The organism is Flavobacterium sp. CF108, assembly GCF_900129795.1.
Lineage (GTDB): Bacteria > Bacteroidota > Bacteroidia > Flavobacteriales > Flavobacteriaceae > Flavobacterium.
In genome coordinates, this window is the sequence record NZ_FQWW01000011.1 from 1 (window position 1) to 20,418 (window position 20,418).

Sequence of the window (20,418 nt, forward strand, 5' to 3'; positions counted from 1 at the left end):
ATTTTAGATTTTAGATTTTAGATTTTAGATTTTAGATTTTAGATTTTAGATTTTAGATTTTAGATTTTAGATTTTAGATTTTAGATTTTAGATTTACTAAAAAACGCCTCATTCTGAGGCGTTTTTTAGTCATGTTTAATTTTAATTAATGGTGATCATGGCCTTTTCCGGATTGTTTTTTGGAGTTGTTTTTGTTTTTATTGTCATGTTTCTGCTCCCCTTTATATTCTTTATTTTTTCCCGGTTTTTCTCCTCTGTTTTTTTGAGGTTTTCCATGATAACCTTTAGGATAATCAGCTCTGTGTTTTTTATGATAAGTATACGGAGAGTTTCCTCTATAATCAGTTAAAACTACTTTATAGCCAGAATACAAATCATAATATCTGTATCTTGAAGGAAGTCTTTTTTCACGAATCCATTTTCCGTTGTTGTCGTAAATAAACATACTTAGGTTTATATCATAATATACATCGATGTCCGGTATATAATAATATCTGCTGTCATCATATCCTACTGGTCCCCAGCTTGGAGCTGTTCCAATATTTACATTAACTGATACTTGCGCCTGAGCAAAAAATACACTCATAAATAATACTGAGGCGAATACTAATTTTTTCATGATTTTGAGTTTTAAATATTAATTTTAGTAGATATTAATCTAAAGTAGTGCCAATTTTTACATTTACCGCATTTAATAGATAAAATTACTAAACTAATCGACGAAAGGTATTTTTTAAATGACATGCATTTAACTAAAAAACGCCTCATTACTGAGGCGTTTTAAGTCATGTTTTAATTTAACTTTATCGGCGGATACTAATATTTTTAACCATTCAAAAATATATACTTTTTTTTATACTAAATCATTATTTAGACCAAGGTCCATATTTTAACGACGAACGTAAATATTTAATTGAAACAATTTTATTTCCAACCTCCTCCTAAAGCTCTGTATAAGTTGACAACGGCTTGTAATTTTTGTAAATTATCATTGATTCCGCTCAATTGCGCTGCTAAAAGGTTTTGTTCAGAAGTTAATACATCTGTATAATTGGTTGCAGAGCTATATTCTAAAAGCTGCTGCGTAAAATCGACTGCTTTTACTAAAGCCTCAATTTGTTTTTGTCTTGAATCTTCTTTTTCAACAGCCATTTGATACGAATACAAAGCATTCGAAACTTCCTGACCTGCTGTTAAAAGACTTTGCTGAAAGTTATTATATGCCTGTAATTGCTGAGACTGCGCTGTTGTTAATCTCAATTTATTCTTCCCTTGATTAAAAATTGGCTGTGTCAATCCTCCAATAATCGAATAAAAAATAGAATTACTAAAGAAATCTTTTAATTCTAAATTCGAAAATCCGCCGCTTGCTGTAAGCGTTAAACTTGGATAGAAATAGGTTTTAGCTAGATTTGTAGACTCGAAAGCAACTCTGAAATTAAACTCAGCCTGACGAACATCGGGACGGTTTTGTAATAATTGTGAAGGCACTCCAATTGCGATATTTTCCGGAATAATCTGCGTTCCTAATTCGCCTCTGTCAATTGGCCCGGGAGCTTGTCCTAATAAGATATTCAAAGCGTTTTCGGTTTCACGGATACTTTGCTTCAAATCCGGGATCAAAACTTCTGCCGCATGCTGGTTGGCTTCACTCTGCACAACTGCTGCTCCGGTAACAATTGCGCCTTCTTTTAAATCTTTTATGGTCGCCACATTTTTAATACGGCTTTCTAATGTTTCCTGAGTAATTTTTAACGATTTATCATAAGCCAGCAGCGCAAAATAATTACTCGCAATATCTGAAATCAATTGCGTCTGAACGGCTTGTTTCGCTGCATCTGTTGCTAAATAAGTCGCTAAAGCTGCTCTTTTAGAACTGCTTAATTTTCCCCAGATATCAGCTTCCCAAGACGTACTTAAACCTAATTTATAAGTTGTAGTTAACGTATTAATGTTGATTCCCGCCGGAAAGTTAAGTCCTGCTTCAGATTGTTTCGTATGAGTTGCATTGGCATCCAATTGTAAAGTTGGATAATATGCTAATTTACTTTGACGAAGTGAAGCTTGTGCCTGTATGATATTCTCAATTGCATTTTTCAAATTAAGGTTATTGTCTAATCCTTTTTGAATTAATGCATTCAGTTTTTCATCTTTAAAAACGCTCTGCCACGGCATATCTGCAATCGTAGTCGTATCGGCAGAAGCCTCATCACGATACAGTTTATCTGTCGAGAGAGTTGTTGGCCGTTCGTACTTTTTGGTAATTGAGCACGCACTCAAAAGCGCGGCTGCAATTACCATAAGAATATATTTATTTGAACTATTAATCATCTCTGTTTTAATTTAATTTTACTCTTTGTGAGCTTCTATTAACTGAATTTCCTCGTCATCGTCTTCATCATCATAACCATCTTTTGCAGGGCCGCTCACTCTTTCTTGTAAAGTCTGGAAAATGATAAATAAAACCGGAATAACAAATACTCCTAAAATGGTTCCTATTAACATACCTCCAACTGCTCCTGTACCAATCGATTTGTTCCCCACAGCTCCTGCTCCGGTCGCAAACATCAATGGAACTAATCCTAAAATGAAGGCAAAAGAAGTCATCAAAATTGGTCGTAAACGCGCCACAGCTCCTTCAATTGCGGCTTGAACAATTGGCAGACCTTTTCGTCTTCTGTCTAAAGCAAATTCGACAATCAAAATACCGTTCTTGGCAAGAAGTCCAATCAACATGATTAGGGAAATCTGCAGGTAAATATTACTGTTCAGTTTAAAAATAATCGAGAACAAATACGCTCCGGCTAATCCAAACGGAATCGAGAATAATACCGCAAATGGTAAAATATAACTTTCGTATTGTGCACTCAATAAGAAATAAACGAAAACCAAACATAAAATGAAGATGAAAATCGTTTCACTTCCAGATGCTAATTCCTCACGAGTTAATCCTGAGAATTCATATCCATAACCTGCCGGAAGATTTTCTGCTGCCACTTCCTGAATCGCTTTAATTGCATCTCCAGAACTAAATCCAGGATTTGGTGCTCCGGTAATAGCAATAGAAGAGAAAAGGTTAAATCTCGAAATAGATTCCGGTCCAAAAACTCTGGTCATTTTTACAAACTCTGTAATTGGTGCCATGTTTCCGGCACTGTTTCTAATAAAGATTTTGTTCAGTCCTTCTGTATTGGTTCGGAATTCCGGAGAAGCCTGAATCATAACACGATATTGTTTTCCGAATTTATTAAAGTTCGAAGCATACAATCCGCCATAATATCCCTGCATGGTTGATAAAATCGAATTTATCGAAACTCCAGCATCTTTGGCTTTTGCCAAATTAATATCCATCATATATTGAGGGAAACCAGGATTAAACGGCGTTGTGGCATATTGTATTTCCGGACGTTTTGATAATTTTTCCAGGAACTCTGTATTCACTTTAAAGAATTCAGCAGTCGTGTGTCCGCCTTTATCCTGAAGCTGAAATTCAAATCCACCACTTTGTCCAAAACCCTGAATCGTTGGCGGTGAAATAAAGAAAATATTAGCTTCGCGAATGCCGCCTGTTTTAGCAAAAAGCTGCCCGATAACATCATTTACACTTAACTCTCTTTGATCCCAAGGATACAATTTCACAATAACCATACTGTAGGCACTTCCCGCTCCGGCTGTAAAGTTTTGCCCCACGATACGAAGCGTATTTTTTACTCCCGGAATGGTTTTCGCAATACTGTCTACTTTCTTCGCAATTACATCAGAGCGCTCCATTGAAGCCGATGGCGGTAAACTAATATTGGCAAAAACAGTTCCCTGATCTTCCGCAGGAACGAAAGCAGATGGCGTAGTTTTCATCATATAAAATAACCCCGCTCCGGCAATTAAAATAGCAGCTAATACAATCCATTTTTTCACCGAAAGGAAACTTACTGAACGTTTATATCTTTCAGTTACATTCTCAAATGCAACGTTAAACGACGTATAAAATCTTTGCAGATAACTTTTATGTTTATGATCGTCAACGTGCGGTTTTAAAAGCAAAGCACACAAAGCCGGGCTCAAAGTCAAGGCATTTACTGCCGAAAGAATAATCGCAACAGCCAGCGTGATACCAAATTGTTTGTAGAAAACCCCTGTTGATCCATTTATAAAAGTTACCGGAATAAATACCGCCGCCATTACCAAAGTAATCGAAATGATCGCTCCCGAAATTTCGCTCATGGCATCAATCGTAGCTTTTTTAGACGATTTATAGCCGTGATCGAGTTTGGCATGCACCGCCTCGACGACCACAATCGCATCATCGACCACAATACCAATGGCAAGTACCATTGCAAAAAGCGTCAATAAGTTGATCGTAAACCCAAATAAACTCAGGAAGAAAAATGTTCCCACAATCGCAACCGGAACCGCAATTGCCGGAATTAAAGTGGATCTAAAATCCTGAAGGAAAATAAATACTACAATGAAAACCAGTATAAAAGCTTCGATCAAAGTATGAATTACTTTTTCAATAGAAGCATCTAAGTTTTCGTTAACGTCAACCAGAATCGTATATTTTACTCCTTTTGGAAAACTCTTTGCAGCTTCGTCAATCAGCTTTTTAGAGTTGTTGATTACGTCACGCGCATTCGATCCAGGAGTCTGGCTGATCGCCATCGCTGCCGATTCTACACCGTTTGTTTTAATAGTTGAAGCATAACTTAAAGATCCTAACTCAACTTTAGCCACATCTTTAAGGCGGAGCATTTGTCCATTTCCAACTGATTTTATAACAATATCCTCAAATTCCTGAGCACTTGTTAAACGTCCTTTATATTTAATTACATATTGAAAAGCCTGATTTCCGTTTTCACCAAATTTACCCGGTGCGGCTTCGATATTTTGTTCTGCCAAAGCAGCCGAAATATCACTCGGAATCAGTTTGTATTGCTGCATTACGTCTGGTTTCAGCCAGATTCTCATCGAATAATCTTTGGCACCAAAAACAGTTACATCTCCTACCCCAACTACACGCTGAATTTGCGGTACAAGGTTGATCTTCGCATAATTTTGAAGAAATGTCTGATCGTAAGCTTTATCTTCACTGTATAAAGAGAAAATCAATAAGTTACTACTCTGGCTTTTAGTTACTGTAACCCCCGCCTGAGTTACCTCTACTGGCAGTAAACTTGTTGCTCTTGAAACCCTGTTTTGAACGTTTACCGCTGCTAAATCAGGGTTTGTTCCTACTTTAAAGAAAATTTTGATCGATGCATTTCCATCATTTGTTGCTGTAGAAGTCATGTACGTCATGTTCTCTACACCATTAATTTGCTCTTCAAGCGGAATTACAATACTTTTTAATACCACATCTGCATTGGCACCCGTATAACTTGCCGATACGTTTACCGTAGGCGGCGCAATATCCGGATACTGAGAAATAGGTAACTCAATTAGGCCCAAAACACCTAAAATGACAATAATAACAGATATTACTGTCGAGAGTACAGGTCTTTGTATAAATTTTTTAAACATTTCTTTTATTTTAAATCGGCGTATACTGTTTCTGCTTTTTGATTTTGAGCTTTAATCTCGCTTCCTTCTTTTAAAGCAGCAACTCCTTCTAATACAATTTCGTCACCTGCTTTTAAACCGCTTGTTACTACATAATAATTATTAGTTGTGTTTTCAAGTACCGTGATATTGGCATTTTTAGTTTTACCGTCTTTTCCTAAAACCACTGCAAATATTTTATCCTGAAGCTCAAATGTTGCGCTTTGAGGAACAATAATTACGTCTTTAACGTCATTTGGAATTCTAACTGTTGTACTGCTTCCACTTCTGATAACTCCACTCGGATTTGGAAAACGAGCTCTTATATTTACCGTTCCGGTTTCAGTATTAATTAATCCGTTTACGGTTTCTATTTTTCCTTTTTGATCGTATGTAGAACCATCTGAAAGCAATAAAGAAACTGCCGGAAGACTTTTAATTTTTTGATTTAATGAAGCTCCAGAATCTTTAGTAAAATTTAAAAGTGCTTTTTCATTTAAAGCAAAATAAGCATATACATTACCAATGCTTGAAACTGTAGTTAAAGGTTCTGTTGTATTAGAACTTACCAAACTTCCTAAACGAAACGGAATCGAACCTACAACGCCGTCAACCGGACTTGTTACAGTTGTATATCCTAAATTGGTTTTAGCATTTACTAAAGCGGCATTTGCCTGAGCTAAAGAAGCTACAGCAGATTCATAAGTATATTGTGCCGACTCTAAATCGTATTTACTTATAATTCCTTTTTCAACCAATGGCCTTACTTTGTTTACAGCTAATTTTGCTGAACTTAAATCAGCTTGAGCACTTTTAATACTGGCAGATGCGGTACGAACTTGCTGCTCATATTCTGGTGCGCTTATTTTAAATAATGGCTGCCCGGCTTTTACAACTGCTCCTTCATCAACAAAAATCTTATCGATGTATCCTTCAACCCTAGGTCGGATTTCTATATTCTGCTGTCCTTGAATACTAGCTGGATAATCGCTGTTTAATGTAGCAGATTCCGGCTGTAAAGTCAGCGTTTTATACTCTTTAACCTGCGGTGCGCCTCCGGCCTGAGCCGATTTATCATTTTTACCGCAAGATGCGATAATAACTGATGCTGCGAGAATGCTTAAAAATGATTGCTTATTCATTTGAAATAATATCTAATTATCGATTATATGACAGCAAATGAAATAAAATATAACACGCAAAAAATTTGAAATAGACGGAGAGCAAATGACAATCGATAAAGATAGCCTGACACACGATGGGATTTTTTAAAAGTTAAACAAGCGTTTAATTCCTAAACTCATCGGCTCAAAAATGCTTTTTAAGGACTGTAATTCTGTTTTTAGCGATTGGTTCAAAATTGCATTCAAATAAACAGTAATATTGCCAAAAGATAAAATTCAAAATGGCATCAAAAGTATACAGATCTTATTATTTTACCGGACTTCATATTTTGAGCTGGTTATTACTGGGATTCATCATGTTGTTTTACATGCCTTTAACCTGGAATGTAATTCTGCCGGGGGTCTTTTGGCTTTGGCAGATGATTGTATTGGTTTTACTAATCATTATTTTTTATTCTAATGCCAAAATCATAGTTCCAAAAACGATTATAAAAGACAATACTTCTCCTTTTTTGATCTGGGCTTTTCTTACGGTTTTTGTCATGCAGGTAATCGCTTATTTTTATACTTCACAAACGGATCTTCATAATAAAATCAGTTTAGTTTTAGGATTTAAAAAATACCGAAATCCATATTTTGACAATTATGTTTTAATGCTCACTTTATTGGTTTTAGGAATCAGCACGAGCTGGGCAATGTTACAGCATTGGCAGAAAGCCGCACAGCACAAACAAAAACTGGAACAGGATAAAACGATGGCCGAACTGGCCATGCTGAAAGCGCAGATTAATCCGCATTTTTTCTTTAATTCCCTAAACAGTATTTATTCGCTTACTTATACTAATATTGAAGATTCCCGAAATGCGCTTCATACTTTAAGCCGAATGATGCGTTACTTGCTGTACAGCACAGAAGAAAGAACGACATTGCTGAAAGAAGCTGAATTCATGAAAGATTTTATCGCGTTAATGAAACTTCGTGCAAACAAAAAATTAACGATTACAACCGATATTCCAGAAAAGATACACGATTACCCAATTGTTCCGATGTTATTACTACCTTTAGTAGAAAATGCTTTTAAACACGGCATTCATGCAACGGATAAAAGTGAAATTTATATTTCGCTGAGACAAGACGGCAGCAATCTTGAATTTGAGGTAAAAAACACGTATTTCGAAAAAACATCAACTACTGATGAAGGCGGAATTGGTTTAACGAATACAAAACGCAGACTTCATTTAATTTACCCAAATAAACATACGCTGACAGCCGGCATTGGTAAAAACGGAATGTACGATGTAAAACTGCAAATAAACTTAGAGTAATGACAGTATTAAAATGTATAGCAGTCGATGATGAACCTCTCGCATTAAAACTTGTCGAAACTTTTATCGAACAAACTCCTTTTTTACAATTAACAGCAAGCTGCGATAATGCAGTTGAAGCTATGAGTTTAATACGGGAAAAACAGCCCGATCTTGTTTTTTTAGATATCAATATGCCTAATTTAACAGGAATGGAACTGGCGAGACTTTTACAGGAACAGCCGGGTTTAGTTCCTAAAATTGTTTTTACAACGGCTTACAATCATTATGCTATTGAAGGTTATAAAGTAAATGCAGTCGATTATCTTTTAAAACCTTTTAGTTATGAGGAATTTCTGCGTGCTGCCAATAAGGTATTACAAATAACAGAAGAGGCTTCAAATAACTTCCAGACCGTTGCGGCAGATGATGAATTTATTTTCTTAAAAGTAGAATACCAATGGGTTCGAATTCCGCTTAAAGAAATTTTATATATCGAAAGTTTAAAAGATTATGTAAAAGTACATCTTGACGATTCTCAAAAAGGAGTGCTTTCGCTGATATCCTTAAAAGCTTTAGAAGAAAAATTACCATCGGCAAAATTTATGCGCGTTCATCGTTCGTTTATCGTTTCTCTTGACAAAATAAACGCCATTACCAAGAATTCAATTTTCATTGGAAAAACTGAAATTACTGTGGGCGAACAATACAAAGAAACGTTTAAAACTATTGTCGATAAATGGCTGAAATAACATTGAAAATAAAAATATCATGCAAAAAAGATCTAACAAATATTATCTAACCCTAAGCTTAAAAGAATATGCCAACGGCGACACGCATCCGGCAAAAGAACTGGGAATAGAATTCGACAATCACGACGAAATATTTGGAATTATACAAAAGATAAAAGACAAAAATATATTCGAAAACCCGCATGAAGCCACACAATTTGCACTTGGATTAAAATTGTTCAGCGAAATAAAACTCAAACACCGAAATAATCCTTTATTTGATGAATTAAACGAAGTTTTTCCAATTTTCATGAATAAGTTAAAAAGTCTTTAAGCGCAAGTTTACAGTCACAGTTTTCAGTGACAGTTTTCAGTCTCTCTTGATAAAACTATTCACTATTTACTAGTCACTAATTACTACCCATTATTCACTTATTTACTTTTTATTCCCTAATTTAGTTATCCCAAAAAATCAAGATCATGGATAACAAAATAACCAAAGAAGATATCAGTCAGGAAGTATTTGATTTGTATGATGACTACGCGCATAATAAAATTAACCGAAGACAATTTGTAGAAAAACTTTCCATATTTGCTGTTGGTTCGCTTACACTTCCGTCACTTTTAAGTTTTATGACGCCCAATTATGTCGACAGTATTTTAGTGCCGCCGACAGATCCAAGATTAAAAACAGGTTATATCAACTACGATTCTCCAAAAGGAGGCGGTTCTATAAAAGGACTTTTATCGCAGCCTGTTGAAGCCAAAAAGAAATTACCCGGTATAATTGTAGTTCACGAAAATCGCGGACTTAATCCGTATATTGAAGATGTGGGAAGAAGAGCTGCCATTGAAGGTTTCATTACTCTTGCACCCGACGCTTTGTCGCCATTAGGTGGTTATCCCGGAAATGACGATGAAGGGCGTGAATTGCAAAAGAAACGTACCAAAGAAGAAATGCTCGAAGATTTTATTGCCGCTTACAAATATCTTAAATCTCACCCAGATTGTAACGGTTATATAGGCGTAGTTGGGTTTTGTTTTGGCGGATGGATTTCGAATATGATGGCGGTAAAAATTCCCGATTTAAAAGCTGCGGTTCCGTATTACGGCGGACAGCCAACAAAAGAAGAAGCCGAAAAAATAAAGACACCGCTCCTATTGCAATACGCAGGTTTAGATACACGCGTTAACGAAGGATGGCCTGCATTTCAGGAAGTTTTAAACAAAAATAAAGTCGAAAATACCGCTTATTTTTATCCAAATGTAAATCACGGTTTTCATAATAATACAACGCCAAGATACGATGAAGCAGCGGCAACGCTGTCGTGGACAAGAACTATCGATTTTTTTAAAACAAAACTGAAATGAGAATATTGCAGAATAAAACCTAATTTTGCACCAAATAAAATCTCAAATGAATCTGTACGAACTTGTTGTAAACGATACTGAAAAAATTGCGTTGGATGATCTGCTTTTCAGCGAAGAAAATAAATCTGCTTTGCTTCAAACTATAAAAGAGCATAAATACATTGAGGAACTAAAAAAGTACAAGCTAAAAGTCGATAATAAAATCCTGCTTCATGGACATTCCGGCTGTGGGAAAACAACAACTGCAAAAGCCATTGCAACGGCATTAAATAAAAGTATTGTTATTATTAATCTGAGTACTTTAATTAATGCTAAAATTGGTGAAACTTCTAAAAATGTAAAAGCTATTTTCGACAAAGCAATTCGCGAAAAAGCAGTTTTGTTTCTGGACGAATTTGACCAAATTGGAAAAAGCCGTGAAAGCGACGATAAAGATGTTGCCGAAATGCGACGTTTGGTAAATACCATAATCCAGTTAATTGATTATTTGCCAACGGATAGTTTATTGATTTGTGCTACGAATTTTTACAACAGTATTGATACCGCTTTGCTGCGAAGATTTCAAATTAAACTAAAGTTTGAAATGCCTAACGAAAAAGAACTGGATATTTATTACGATAAATTACTGGCTGGTTTTCCGGTTCATTTACAGGATATTCCACGCAAATATGATATTTCTTATGCCGAAGCAAAAGATTATATTCAGACGATAATGAAAAGACAAATTATTGCTGAACTGGAACTAAAGGAACAGAAAATCAGCGAAACAATTGCATAAAAAAACGCCTCATATTCTGAGGCGTTTTTAAACAAATTAAATTCTCGTAATTAAGCTTTTGCTTTTCTTTTTACTGTACAGCCAATTTCTTTAGTCTGAGTTACAGCTGGTTTTTGACCGCTTTTTAAAGATGCAATTACATCTTCGGCATATTTTACTTTTTCCGTTTTTGTTCCTTCCGGATCGTTATCAATTGCTCCAACATATTCTACTACGTTTCCTTTTGCAGTTTTAGAAACGATAAAAATATGAGGTGTACGTTTTGCTCCATATTCGTCAGTAATTTTTTGTCCTGCATCAAATAAATATGGGAAAGGATATTTTTTCTCTTTTGCCAAATCCTGCATTTTATTGAAAGTATCTGCTGTAGAAGCTTCTGGATCGTTTGGATTAATGGCAATTACCGGATATCCCTGTGATTTGAATTTTTTATCTAAATCGATAATTCTTTGCTCATAACCTACAGCGTATGGACAGGTATTACAAGTAAAAACAACGATATAACCTTTTGCATTTGGAAAACTTCCAAAAGAAACTTCTTTATTGTCTACATTTTTTAACTTAAAATCCGGTGCATTATCACCAGCTTTGAGAGTTGTTCCAGTTTGTGCCTGCGCTAAAAAGGCAGAAAGAGCCAATGCGAATAATAGAATTATTTTTTTCATGGTTTACGGGTTTACAGTTTTTTATATTCAGTTAATAATTGTTCATAGGTAAATTCACTTTCTACAAATTTTCGTTTCTCATCTTTGATAAAAAGTGTTGCAGGAATACTTCCTGACCAGCTTGGATCGATTCGGTCAATAAATTCCTGCGGGCTGCTTTCATTTAAAAGAAATACTTCATTTTTAAGATTTTTTCTTTTTACAAACGGAACGACATTCGAACTTAATTTTGATTTAAAATCAAGGCTTACTAATAAAACGGCCAATTTCTCTGATTTGTGTTCTGCGCCAAGTTTTTCGAAATGCGGCAGTTCTTTAATACAGGGTGCGCACCAGGTTGCCCAAAAATTCACTACATAAGTGCTGTCTTTTCCGTTTTTAATCCTTTCATTAAGCTGATTGATATTTAACAGCTTCACATTCTGACTGTAAGCTGAAATTGAAAAAATACCAAATAGAAATATATACAAAAAAGACTTGATTTTCATGAGGTACAACGCTTTAGGATTAATTTGTGCCTTACAAATATAAACTAATGAAATCTTACTTTTTGTTAATGAAAATTTAATGCAGAAAAAAATTTGCCACAAAGGCGCAAGGACGCAAAGTTTTATTTCTTAGAAACAAAAAAATGTTCCTATGGAACATTTCATTGGTCGAAAAAATATTTTTTTTTATATCGTTCCTTAGGAACGTTTAGTATTACATTCCGCTTTTAATATTTACATTATTAACAAACAAAAGTGGCTGCATAGTATCCATTTTGAGTAAAGATAAAATTCCATTTTTATTCTCGTTTATGCCATTTATTTTAAAACAAAATTCATTTCCGTCTTTATCCATTAAAGTTATAAATTCAGTATTATCATCTGAATTATTTTGACAGCTATGTGAAATAGTATAGCGAAACATAACTTTGAAAACATCTTTATCGTAATTATAAAGTTTTCCATCTGAACCAAATATCCATTTTGCATTTCGGTTCGCATCATTATACCAAGTTCCGATAATTTTTTTTGATGAAGGTTCATCAACCTGATTTTGTGCAAAAACTGTAGGAATTTGCATTAAAAACAGTAAAATTAAAAATAGCTTTTTCATATTCTTTTATTCTTTAATTGTGTAGTAATCCTAAGTAAATTTAGGATTGTTTATAGCATTACATTTCCTGCAAAAAATTTAATATGTTACAATAGGTCAAATTTAATGAAATAAAAAAGCTGTAAAAAATATTTTTTATATCATTAGATTGTAAGCAGCTGTTAATTATGCAACTATAATCAAATTTCTTGTAAGGATTCCGTCTGATTTCTAAGGTAATTTTGTAAAACACAACTTTTAAAAAGTAAAGCCATGGAAAAGCAAAACAATTATGACTACGGTTATACTGATCCCGATTTTATAGATCAAAATACGCTTGTAGATGGGACGTATTCTAATGAAGATCAATACAAACAGGATTTAATGAAAGAGAACAATTGGGAATTTGGCGAAAGCGATCCTGATGTTATAGAACAAAACATGCTGATTGATAATGACAATTATGCTAGAGATGAAGATCCGTATCAATATCAGGAAGAATTTATTGAAGATTTGAAACATCACGAACAGGATTTCGAAAAAAAACCGAATGTAAATTCTGAAAATATTCCGAATCAGGAAAGAATTATTAATGAAGATGATGCTGTTACAAATGATGATGATGAAAATGATTTTGATGACAATTACGACCCGGAATTTGATTATGAAGATGATTTAGACAAAGACGAAGAATTAGATGATTTTGACGCTGAACATTATCCTGAAAATCATCCAAGGGAGTAAAAAACTAGTTAAAGCATTATCAGTTTATGGTTATAGCAACTCAAATTATCTGGCTTTTTGTACTGGCCGTTCCAATAGCCTGTATCAGCTGGACTGTAACGCACGAAGAAATTTTTAGAGAGCTTCACGAATGGTGTGTCAGACATTCTAAAAATGACAGGTTTTTACTGACACGAAAGTTCTTTTATCTTTTTACCTGCGAATATTGCTTTAGTCATTACGTCACAATTGGCTTTTTATTTTTTACAGATTATAAACTTTTGTTAAACGACTGGCGCGGTTATATTTTGGCGGGATTTTCGCTGGTGTTTATGGCAAACATCTATATGAGCCTTTTTGCACTTCTTCGACAAGCTATAAAAAAAGAAAAAGTGGAAATTGAAAAAATTGAGACTGAAACTGATAACGAAAAGAATAGCAACAAATAAAAATACGTTTAATTAAATAAATAAAAATCATGGAAAAATTACAATTCATTGACCCATTATTGCACGGAATAAAACCTATCAAAAATAACAATAACAATCTTTCTGTAAAACAACTGGCTGCTGCCGGAATTGGTTCTATTTTGATTGGAGCTGTTTTAAAGAAAACCGGACATAATAAAGCTGCCGCAATTGTTGGAAGTCTTGCACTTCCATTATTATCTGCCGCTGTTTATAAAAAAATAGCAAAGTAATAAAAGAAAAACGTTTGCTAATTGCGAAAATGCCCGTTAAGGTTTTATACCTAACGGGCATTTTCTATTAATGTCATGTTTTATAAATTTATTTGCTGAGTATTTATAATTGACAATTAATTTGCCGGCAAATTAATATTTCCTTCAACCCAATTTAAGGCTTTATTGAAAGCTTCTTTTTTAAATCCGTGGAATTCTCCGGGAACTACATAACTAAATCCATTCGTAAAAGAGATAATATCTTCAGAATCTGTTACGATGGCTGCCCTATTCCATTTTCCTAAATGTTTTAATCCCACAAGTGCATCCTGAAGCCACGCACCGGCCGTAAAATTTTCAATATCAGTATCAAGTACCAATAAAAAATTGATTTCGTTAGTTTGTTTTACCAAATGTTCTACTGCTGGAACCACAGTTATTAAAAAATCTTCTTTTGTTACTTCTGCCAATGCTCTAAAAGCAACAATGTTATCGGTAGTGTCAATTTGATGTATCATGATTTTTTACACTTTTTTGAGTTATTTAAATAGTTGTTTTATCATTTTGATATATACTATCAAATGCTACTCAAATTTACTCATTTCCAAGCGGTTAAATCTTACATTTTTCTTAATTGTTTATTATATTTTTTTCAGTTTCTTTTTAAAGGTGCAAAGGTTCAGAGATGCAAAGGGACAAAGGTTTTTTATTGGAACGGGATATTGGAGGTTGACAAATTAAATCGACAAAGATTTTCCGTAGAGACGCACTGCTGTGCGTCTAACATTACGTGAGGCAGCACATGTTTTGTTGAAATAGATTATTGCAACGGAATATTGGACGTGAGACGCACTGCTGTGCGTCTCTACAGTACCAAACGATGATAAATTAAATCGACAAAGATTTTCCGTAGAAACGCACTGCTGTGCGTCTAACATTACGTGAGGCAATACCGTGTTTTGTTGGAATGGAATATTGTAACGGAATATTGGGCGTGAGACGCACTGCTGTGCGTCTCTACAGTACCAAACGATGATAAATTAAATCGACAAAGATTCTCCGTAGAGACGCACTGCTGTGCGTCTAACATCACGTGAGGCAATACCGTGTTTTGTTGGAATGGAATATTGTAACGGAATATTGGACGTGAGACGCACTGCTGTGCGTCTCTACAGAAAAAACTTTGTCCCTTTGCATCTCTGAACCTTTGTCCCTCAAAAGAAAAAACCTTTGTCCCCTCAAAAGAAAAAACCTGCTTCTTTCGAAGACAGGCTTTTTTCAAAAAAAAATAAAAAATAAACTAACACAAACTCTTAATTGTATCCTTGGTTTTGTTTAAACAGTTTTTGGTCGATAACCGTTTGTGGAATTGGAAAATATCTTCTGAATGGCTGAGTTGCAGCTTTTGCAGTTCCGGCTAAATCAAATTTTCCAAAACGGATGCTTTCTGGTCTTCTTTGTAATTCCCAGTATAATTCGAAACCTAATTCTTTATATAATTGTGCTGCATCTACAGTAGCAGTAAGCAATTTTCCAGGAGCATTTGCATATAATGATTCTCTTTTTCTGCTGGTACGCAATTTATTTAAATCATCTGTTGCTAAACCTGCAGCTCCTTTTCTAAAATATGCCTCAGCTCTCATAGCATACATTCCACCTAAACGGAATAAAGGGATATCAACATTACTGTTTCCGTTTCCTCCTTCCGGGTCAAACTCATATTTAAATACACGAGCTCCTTGATTGATTTCGTTTTGAGCAAAAACAGATTTTGTAGGATCTGCAAACGTTAATGATGGTGTAAAATCCATTCTTGTAGTAGTACTTTTTTCCATAACTAATGGAGAAACTTTAATACGATTGCCTACCATTTGAAAAGCTGCAGAAGTCAATAATACAGGACCATATTGAGGCCCGGCCTGAATACCTCTGTTAAAATGGAACCACGGAGTAGCGGGACTACTTTTAGGAACAATATCTGTTGCAGGAACACTTACATCTGTACCATCATTCATAAACCATGTACCATCAGCATATTGATAATGCTGCTCAAATCTTGGATCATCATGGTTTCCGTCCCAGCTAGCGTAAAATTCAGGAGTTGTACATGCTGCATTTGTTCCTCTGTTTAGAGCAGATGTTCTCTGGTTACGCTCCATACATACATAAGCAAAACTATTTGAACCGTTACGGATATAATCTATCTTTTGAGAAATCGCGAAAATAAGCTCTTTACCATTATCGTTATCTCTTGCAAAGTTTTTGAAAAAGTCACTTTCTAAACTAAATTTCCCTGAATCAATCAATAATGAAGTGTAATAAATAACACGGTCCATATCTGTTCCTGTACCTGATACTGCCGGCTCATTAAAATTGAAGTTTGATGAAGCATTGTAACGATCTTTGAATGTCGCACGATTTAAATACATTGTTGCTAAAAAAGCATAACCAGCTTGTTTTGTAAATCTTCCGTGGTGTGTTCTTTGAGTTCCAATATCAGCCAAATCAGGTAATATAGCTTCAACATCTTTGATTAATTGGTCAATTTGAGTATCTGCTTTTAAGATTTGTATCGGTGCATCTACATTCAACGGATCTCTAAATGGAGCTTGTCCGTAAAGATCTAATGTAGTATAGGTATAATACGCTAAAAGAGCTTTTGCTTCTGCTAAAAATAATTTCTTTTCAGGAAAAGTATTTTCTTCAGATGATTTAATTGCAGTTAAAGAACGTGTAATTCCGTTTGTCAATAAATCCCAGTTACCTACTATAATAGCATTACTTGAACTCCATGTAAATTCATGCATGTCTCTCCATTTTCCACCATCTCCCCAGTCACTTCCTCGAGTTGGTAAAATAGCTTCATCTGTAGTATATTCCTGCATTGCAAAAACAGCTCCATGATCTGTAAAAGTTCCGTCTCCAAGTCTGTCATATGCTGCAGCAAGCGAACCTGCAGGGTCTGTAGCATCAGTTCCTAATTTTTCATCTAATACAGCTTCATTAAGATCTGTACAGCTGTTTAATAGAAAAATAAAAGAGAATATCGTTATAATTTTTATGCTAAAAAATGTCTTTGTTTTCATAATTTATAGTTTTAAAGTTGCTCCAAAACTGAATGTTCTCGAAGTTGGGTAAGCAGCGTAATCAATACCTATAGATTGATTTCCTCCGCTTGATTTTGGACTGTTGATTAACGGATCATATCCTGTATAGTTTGTAATTGTGATCAGGTTATTTCCTGTTACATAAAGTGTTAATCCGTTGATCCAGTTTAGACCTTTTAAATCAAAGTTGTAACCAATACGAGCTGCATTCAATCTAATAAAATCAGACTTTTCTAAGAAAAGTGTAGATAAAATTGGTGAGTTTGTTGGATTTGCACCAGACTCATAATAACCTGTCGCAACGTTTCTGTCAGAAGCAAGGTTGTTAATATTTAATGCGTTTAATCCTGTATTATTCAACAAGTAACCTCCTGTCTGCCCAATGATTGAGAATGAAAAACTAAAGTTTTTGTATCTCATATCACTATTAAATCCGTAGTAAAAAGTTGGTAAAGCTCCTTCAATAATAATTCTGTCGCTGTTATCGATTTTACCGTCTCCGTTTTGATCTTTAAAGATGTTTCCGCCTTTATCATCAAAACCAACATGTTGTAACAAATAAAATGAACCTGCTGCATAACCACTTTTGTAAATGTTTGCATTTACCCCAGATTGTCCAGGACCAGAAATAGTTCCTGTTAAGATTTCTGAAACCGGCAAGTCCTCAATTTTATTGTTTAATGTTGCTCCGTTTGCATCAACATTCCAGCTAAAATCTTTAGTATCAACGATTTTTGAACCTAACATAATTTCAAAACCTTTGTTAACGATTTTTCCGTCAATATTTGTCCACACAGTTGTTGTTGGTTTCAAAGGACTTGAAGGAACGTTTAAGATTGCGTCTGTAGTTGTTTTGTTGAAATAATCAAGAGTTCCGTACAATTTATCATTCCATAAACTAAAATCTAAACCTAAATTGTATTGTGTAACAACTTCCCATTTCAAATCAGGATTTGCTGTTCTTGTTACAGAAACTCCGTTAACCAAATTCAAATCATCATATAAATAATATCCGTCTGGACCAGATAATGAATAACTTGCTTTAGTAAGTTTGTTTTGAACTTCCTGGTTTCCTGTTTGTCCCCAGCTCGCTCTAAGCTTTAAGTTATTTATAGCAGTTGCATCTTCTAAGAAACTTTCTTTAGAAATATTCCATCCTAAAGCAAATGATGGGAAGTAACCATATTTATTGTTGTCACCAAAGCGAGTCGAACCGTCAGCTCTCATCGAAGCTGTAAAAAGGTATTTGTCATTAAATGAATAATTTAATCTGCCAAAATACGATTGTAACTCATTTTCCTGAGCATAACCTGTAGTTCCAGATTGAATTCCGGCAAATCCAGGGTTAATTGATGGTTTTATACCAACTCCTTGAGCAGCAATTCCGTCAATACTGAAACTTGTTCCTGATTTTTCAAATTTTTGATATGAGAAACCACCTAAAGCTTCAATTTTATGTTTGTCTAATGAAACATTATAAGTCAAATAATGCTCAACTAAAGAATTTTTAGAATCTAAATTATTTTGAACATATTTTCCTTTTGGATTCAAATCTGTCACGTTTGGATAAATAGTAGTGTTTCTTTCTGCTGTAGAACGATCTATACCAACATTTAATTTATATTCTAATCCGTCAATAATTCTTAAAGACGCTTCAAAATTTCCTAAAACTCTCAACGTACGCGTTTGATCCTCATAAATACTCAATAAATAAGCAGGATTATAATGTGCGTTCATGTTAAAGTTTGTGTAGTTCCCGTTTTCATCAAAAACTGATCTTGTTGGATTTGCCATTAAAGTATGAACGATTAACTGTCCATTTGAACCACCATCATCACTTGTAGGTACACCATCATCTTTAGTTTCACTTGCAGTAAGGTTCATTTTTACTTTTAAACGTTTGTTGTCTAAAAATGATTCAGCAGCATTGATTCTACCCGAAAGACGTTTGAAATTACTGTTACGAATAACCCCTTCCTGATCCATTTGTGCAACAGATGCATAATAATTTCCTGTTTCTGTTTGTTTTGCAAAAGACAACGCATTGTTTGTAGTAACAGCACTTCTATAAATTACATCTTGCCAGTCTGTATTTCCACCATGGTCAAATGCTTTATCTTTAATAGCACCTCTATATTGACTTGCACTTAAAACGTCTAATTTGTTAGCTACAGTCGAAACTCCCATATAAGAGTCAACAGTCAATGTTCCTTCTCCTTTTGAACCTTTTTTAGTTGTAACCAATACAACTCCGTTAGATCCTCTTGCACCATAAATTGCTGCAGCCGAAGCATCTTTAAGAACTGTAATCGATTCGATATCACTTGTATTTAAAAAGTTTAATGGATTTTTTGCAGATGAAGTACCAAATCCAACATTACTTCCAGAAGGGCTCACATCATCATTTGTCAATGGCATTCCGTCAACAACAAATAAAGGTGTACTACCACTTCTAATAGATCCAACTCCACGAATGGTAACATTTACTCCTGCTCCAGGCTCACCACTTGTGTTTACCACACGTACACCCGCAACTTTACCTTGAATTAAATTATCTACAGAAACGTTAACTCCTTGTTTGAAATTAGCTGCTTCTAATTGTGTAACCGCTCCGGTAACATCTTTTTTAGATTGTTTTCCGTAACCTACAACTAAAACCTCGCTTAATTCTGATGTGTTTGGCTCTAATTGAATAGTCATGAAACCTTTTTGAGCAGTAACTGTTTTAGTTTTATATCCTAAATAAGCAACTTCCAGCGTTTTTCCTTCTTCAACAGAAATTTCAAATTCTCCGTCAAAATTACTAACTGCTGCATTTTTAGTCGTAGCTTCTAAAATTGTCACGCCTGGCATTGGTACTCCGTTCTCGTCAACAATTTTTCCTTTTACTTTGATTTTCTCAGCATCTACTGGTTTAGAAACTTTAGTGACAGCTGTTTTCTGAATTAAAACTAATTTTCCATTGATGTTATAATTGAAATTAGCTTTTTTTGAAAGATCACTCAAAATTGATGTAACCGATTCTTCATTATAATTTACAGTATACGATGTATTATCAGCGATTACAGCTTGTCCGTAACTGAACTTATAGTCAGTTTTTTGGCTTAATTTTGAAAAAATAGAAACAAGTGTAGCTTTTTCTATTTTATTTTCTACTTTTGATTTTTTTAAGTTAGTTTTACTAAAACCACTCTGAATGGTTAGTAACGCTAGTACTAAAAAGATACAACTCTTTAGATTTAAATAAGAAGGTTTAAAATACATGATTTAAGTTATTGGTTTTTTTACGATACTTAATTATTAATGGCAGTTGTTCTCAGC

18 protein-coding genes are annotated in these 20,418 nt (G+C 34.5%); 8 read left to right on the forward strand and 10 right to left on the reverse strand.

The genetic code is table 11. The annotated features are described in order from the left end of the window. Positions 1-145 precede the first annotated feature (145 nt). From BUE10_RS22375 to BUE10_RS22390, 4 genes are all read right to left on the reverse strand, one after another. Positions 146-619: a hypothetical protein gene (locus tag BUE10_RS22375; protein WP_073489189.1), complete on the reverse strand. Its 474-nt coding sequence runs from the start codon at positions 617-619 to the stop codon at positions 146-148. A gap of 305 nt (positions 620-924) precedes the next feature. Then, positions 925-2,331, reverse strand: coding sequence for an efflux transporter outer membrane subunit (locus BUE10_RS22380; protein WP_073489191.1), 1,407 nt, complete (start codon positions 2,329-2,331; stop codon positions 925-927). A gap of 18 nt (positions 2,332-2,349) precedes the next feature. Continuing rightward, on the reverse strand, positions 2,350-5,517 hold the full coding sequence (locus BUE10_RS22385; protein WP_073489193.1) for an efflux RND transporter permease subunit: 3,168 nt from the start codon (positions 5,515-5,517) through the stop codon (positions 2,350-2,352). A 5-nt stretch (positions 5,518-5,522) separates the two neighbouring features. After that, positions 5,523-6,677 carry an efflux RND transporter periplasmic adaptor subunit gene (locus tag BUE10_RS22390; protein WP_073489195.1) on the reverse strand — a complete coding sequence of 385 codons (1,155 nt, stop codon included), beginning with the start codon at positions 6,675-6,677 and terminating at the stop codon, positions 5,523-5,525. Positions 6,678-6,940: 263 nt separating this feature from the next. Here BUE10_RS22390 and BUE10_RS22395 point away from each other — a divergent pair, with 263 nt between their 5' ends. The 5 genes from BUE10_RS22395 to BUE10_RS22415 all read left to right on the forward strand — a co-directional run bounded on the left by BUE10_RS22395 (position 6,941) and on the right by BUE10_RS22415 (position 10,843). After that, positions 6,941-7,984: a sensor histidine kinase gene (locus BUE10_RS22395; protein WP_073489196.1), complete on the forward strand. Its 1,044-nt coding sequence runs from the start codon at positions 6,941-6,943 to the stop codon at positions 7,982-7,984. Continuing rightward, positions 7,984-8,715 (forward strand): LytR/AlgR family response regulator transcription factor, encoded by a 732-nt coding sequence (locus BUE10_RS22400; protein ID WP_073489198.1) that lies wholly within the window; start codon positions 7,984-7,986, stop codon positions 8,713-8,715. The genes BUE10_RS22395 and BUE10_RS22400 overlap by 1 nt, the downstream gene beginning before the upstream one ends. A 19-nt stretch (positions 8,716-8,734) precedes the next feature. After that, the gene (locus tag BUE10_RS22405; protein ID WP_073489200.1) at positions 8,735-9,028 is read left to right on the forward strand and encodes a DUF3861 family protein; all 294 of its coding nucleotides are present in this window, start codon (positions 8,735-8,737) and stop codon (positions 9,026-9,028) included. A gap of 146 nt (positions 9,029-9,174) precedes the next feature. Then, positions 9,175-10,065, forward strand: coding sequence for a dienelactone hydrolase family protein (locus tag BUE10_RS22410; RefSeq protein WP_073489202.1), 891 nt, complete (start codon positions 9,175-9,177; stop codon positions 10,063-10,065). Between the two features lie 46 nt (positions 10,066-10,111). Then, a complete protein-coding gene (locus BUE10_RS22415; RefSeq protein ID WP_073489204.1) occupies positions 10,112-10,843 on the forward strand; it encodes an AAA family ATPase in 732 nt (243 codons plus the stop codon). Positions 10,844-10,893: 50 nt separating this feature from the next. Here BUE10_RS22415 and BUE10_RS22420 read toward each other — a convergent pair whose 3' ends face one another. The 3 genes from BUE10_RS22420 to BUE10_RS22430 form a co-directional block, all read right to left on the reverse strand. After that, positions 10,894-11,508, reverse strand: coding sequence for a thioredoxin family protein (locus BUE10_RS22420; RefSeq protein ID WP_073489206.1), 615 nt, complete (start codon positions 11,506-11,508; stop codon positions 10,894-10,896). A gap of 11 nt (positions 11,509-11,519) precedes the next feature. Next, entirely contained in the window at positions 11,520-11,996 is a 477-nt protein-coding gene (locus BUE10_RS22425) for a TlpA family protein disulfide reductase (RefSeq protein WP_073489208.1), read from the reverse strand. Positions 11,997-12,210: 214 nt separating this feature from the next. Continuing rightward, entirely contained in the window at positions 12,211-12,609 is a 399-nt protein-coding gene (locus tag BUE10_RS22430) for a hypothetical protein (protein WP_073489210.1), read from the reverse strand. Positions 12,610-12,861: 252 nt separating this feature from the next. Between BUE10_RS22430 and BUE10_RS22435 the strand changes: the two genes are divergently transcribed. Genes BUE10_RS22435 through BUE10_RS22445 form a run of 3 tightly spaced genes read left to right on the forward strand, consistent with a single transcriptional unit; the run spans position 12,862 to position 14,011 of the window. Next, positions 12,862-13,332: a hypothetical protein gene (locus BUE10_RS22435; protein ID WP_073489212.1), complete on the forward strand. Its 471-nt coding sequence runs from the start codon at positions 12,862-12,864 to the stop codon at positions 13,330-13,332. Between the two features lie 26 nt (positions 13,333-13,358). Then, entirely contained in the window at positions 13,359-13,760 is a 402-nt protein-coding gene (locus BUE10_RS22440; RefSeq protein ID WP_073489214.1) for a hypothetical protein, read from the forward strand. 29 nt (positions 13,761-13,789) lie between these two features. Then, complete coding sequence (locus BUE10_RS22445) at positions 13,790-14,011, forward strand: hypothetical protein (protein WP_073489216.1); 222 nt, start codon at positions 13,790-13,792, stop codon at positions 14,009-14,011. A 116-nt stretch (positions 14,012-14,127) separates the two neighbouring features. Here BUE10_RS22445 and BUE10_RS22450 read toward each other — a convergent pair whose 3' ends face one another. The 3 genes from BUE10_RS22450 to BUE10_RS22460 form a co-directional block, all read right to left on the reverse strand. Further along, positions 14,128-14,508 (reverse strand): SpoIIAA family protein, encoded by a 381-nt coding sequence (locus BUE10_RS22450; protein WP_073489218.1) that lies wholly within the window; start codon positions 14,506-14,508, stop codon positions 14,128-14,130. 795 nt (positions 14,509-15,303) lie between these two features. Next, positions 15,304-17,076: a RagB/SusD family nutrient uptake outer membrane protein gene (locus BUE10_RS22455; protein WP_073489220.1), complete on the reverse strand. Its 1,773-nt coding sequence runs from the start codon at positions 17,074-17,076 to the stop codon at positions 15,304-15,306. Between the two features lie 3 nt (positions 17,077-17,079). Further along, complete coding sequence (locus tag BUE10_RS22460; protein WP_073489222.1) at positions 17,080-20,361, reverse strand: SusC/RagA family TonB-linked outer membrane protein; 3,282 nt, start codon at positions 20,359-20,361, stop codon at positions 17,080-17,082. Between the last annotated feature and the right edge of the window lie 57 nt (positions 20,362-20,418).

Coding starts and splice junctions, on each gene's coding strand:
- BUE10_RS22375 (WP_073489189.1), bottom strand. CDS start 619: ATGAAAAAATTAGTATTCGCCTCAGTATTATTTATGAGTGTATTTTTT.
- BUE10_RS22380 (WP_073489191.1), bottom strand. CDS start 2,331: ATGATTAATAGTTCAAATAAATATATTCTTATGGTAATTGCAGCCGCG.
- BUE10_RS22385 (WP_073489193.1), bottom strand. CDS start 5,517: ATGTTTAAAAAATTTATACAAAGACCTGTACTCTCGACAGTAATATCT.
- BUE10_RS22390 (WP_073489195.1), bottom strand. CDS start 6,677: ATGAATAAGCAATCATTTTTAAGCATTCTCGCAGCATCAGTTATTATC.
- BUE10_RS22395 (WP_073489196.1), top strand. CDS start 6,941: ATGGCATCAAAAGTATACAGATCTTATTATTTTACCGGACTTCATATT.
- BUE10_RS22400 (WP_073489198.1), top strand. CDS start 7,984: ATGACAGTATTAAAATGTATAGCAGTCGATGATGAACCTCTCGCATTA.
- BUE10_RS22405 (WP_073489200.1), top strand. CDS start 8,735: ATGCAAAAAAGATCTAACAAATATTATCTAACCCTAAGCTTAAAAGAA.
- BUE10_RS22410 (WP_073489202.1), top strand. CDS start 9,175: ATGGATAACAAAATAACCAAAGAAGATATCAGTCAGGAAGTATTTGAT.
- BUE10_RS22415 (WP_073489204.1), top strand. CDS start 10,112: ATGAATCTGTACGAACTTGTTGTAAACGATACTGAAAAAATTGCGTTG.
- BUE10_RS22420 (WP_073489206.1), bottom strand. CDS start 11,508: ATGAAAAAAATAATTCTATTATTCGCATTGGCTCTTTCTGCCTTTTTA.
- BUE10_RS22425 (WP_073489208.1), bottom strand. CDS start 11,996: ATGAAAATCAAGTCTTTTTTGTATATATTTCTATTTGGTATTTTTTCA.
- BUE10_RS22430 (WP_073489210.1), bottom strand. CDS start 12,609: ATGAAAAAGCTATTTTTAATTTTACTGTTTTTAATGCAAATTCCTACA.
- BUE10_RS22435 (WP_073489212.1), top strand. CDS start 12,862: ATGGAAAAGCAAAACAATTATGACTACGGTTATACTGATCCCGATTTT.
- BUE10_RS22440 (WP_073489214.1), top strand. CDS start 13,359: ATGGTTATAGCAACTCAAATTATCTGGCTTTTTGTACTGGCCGTTCCA.
- BUE10_RS22445 (WP_073489216.1), top strand. CDS start 13,790: ATGGAAAAATTACAATTCATTGACCCATTATTGCACGGAATAAAACCT.
- BUE10_RS22450 (WP_073489218.1), bottom strand. CDS start 14,508: ATGATACATCAAATTGACACTACCGATAACATTGTTGCTTTTAGAGCA.
- BUE10_RS22455 (WP_073489220.1), bottom strand. CDS start 17,076: ATGAAAACAAAGACATTTTTTAGCATAAAAATTATAACGATATTCTCT.
- BUE10_RS22460 (WP_073489222.1), bottom strand. CDS start 20,361: ATGTATTTTAAACCTTCTTATTTAAATCTAAAGAGTTGTATCTTTTTA.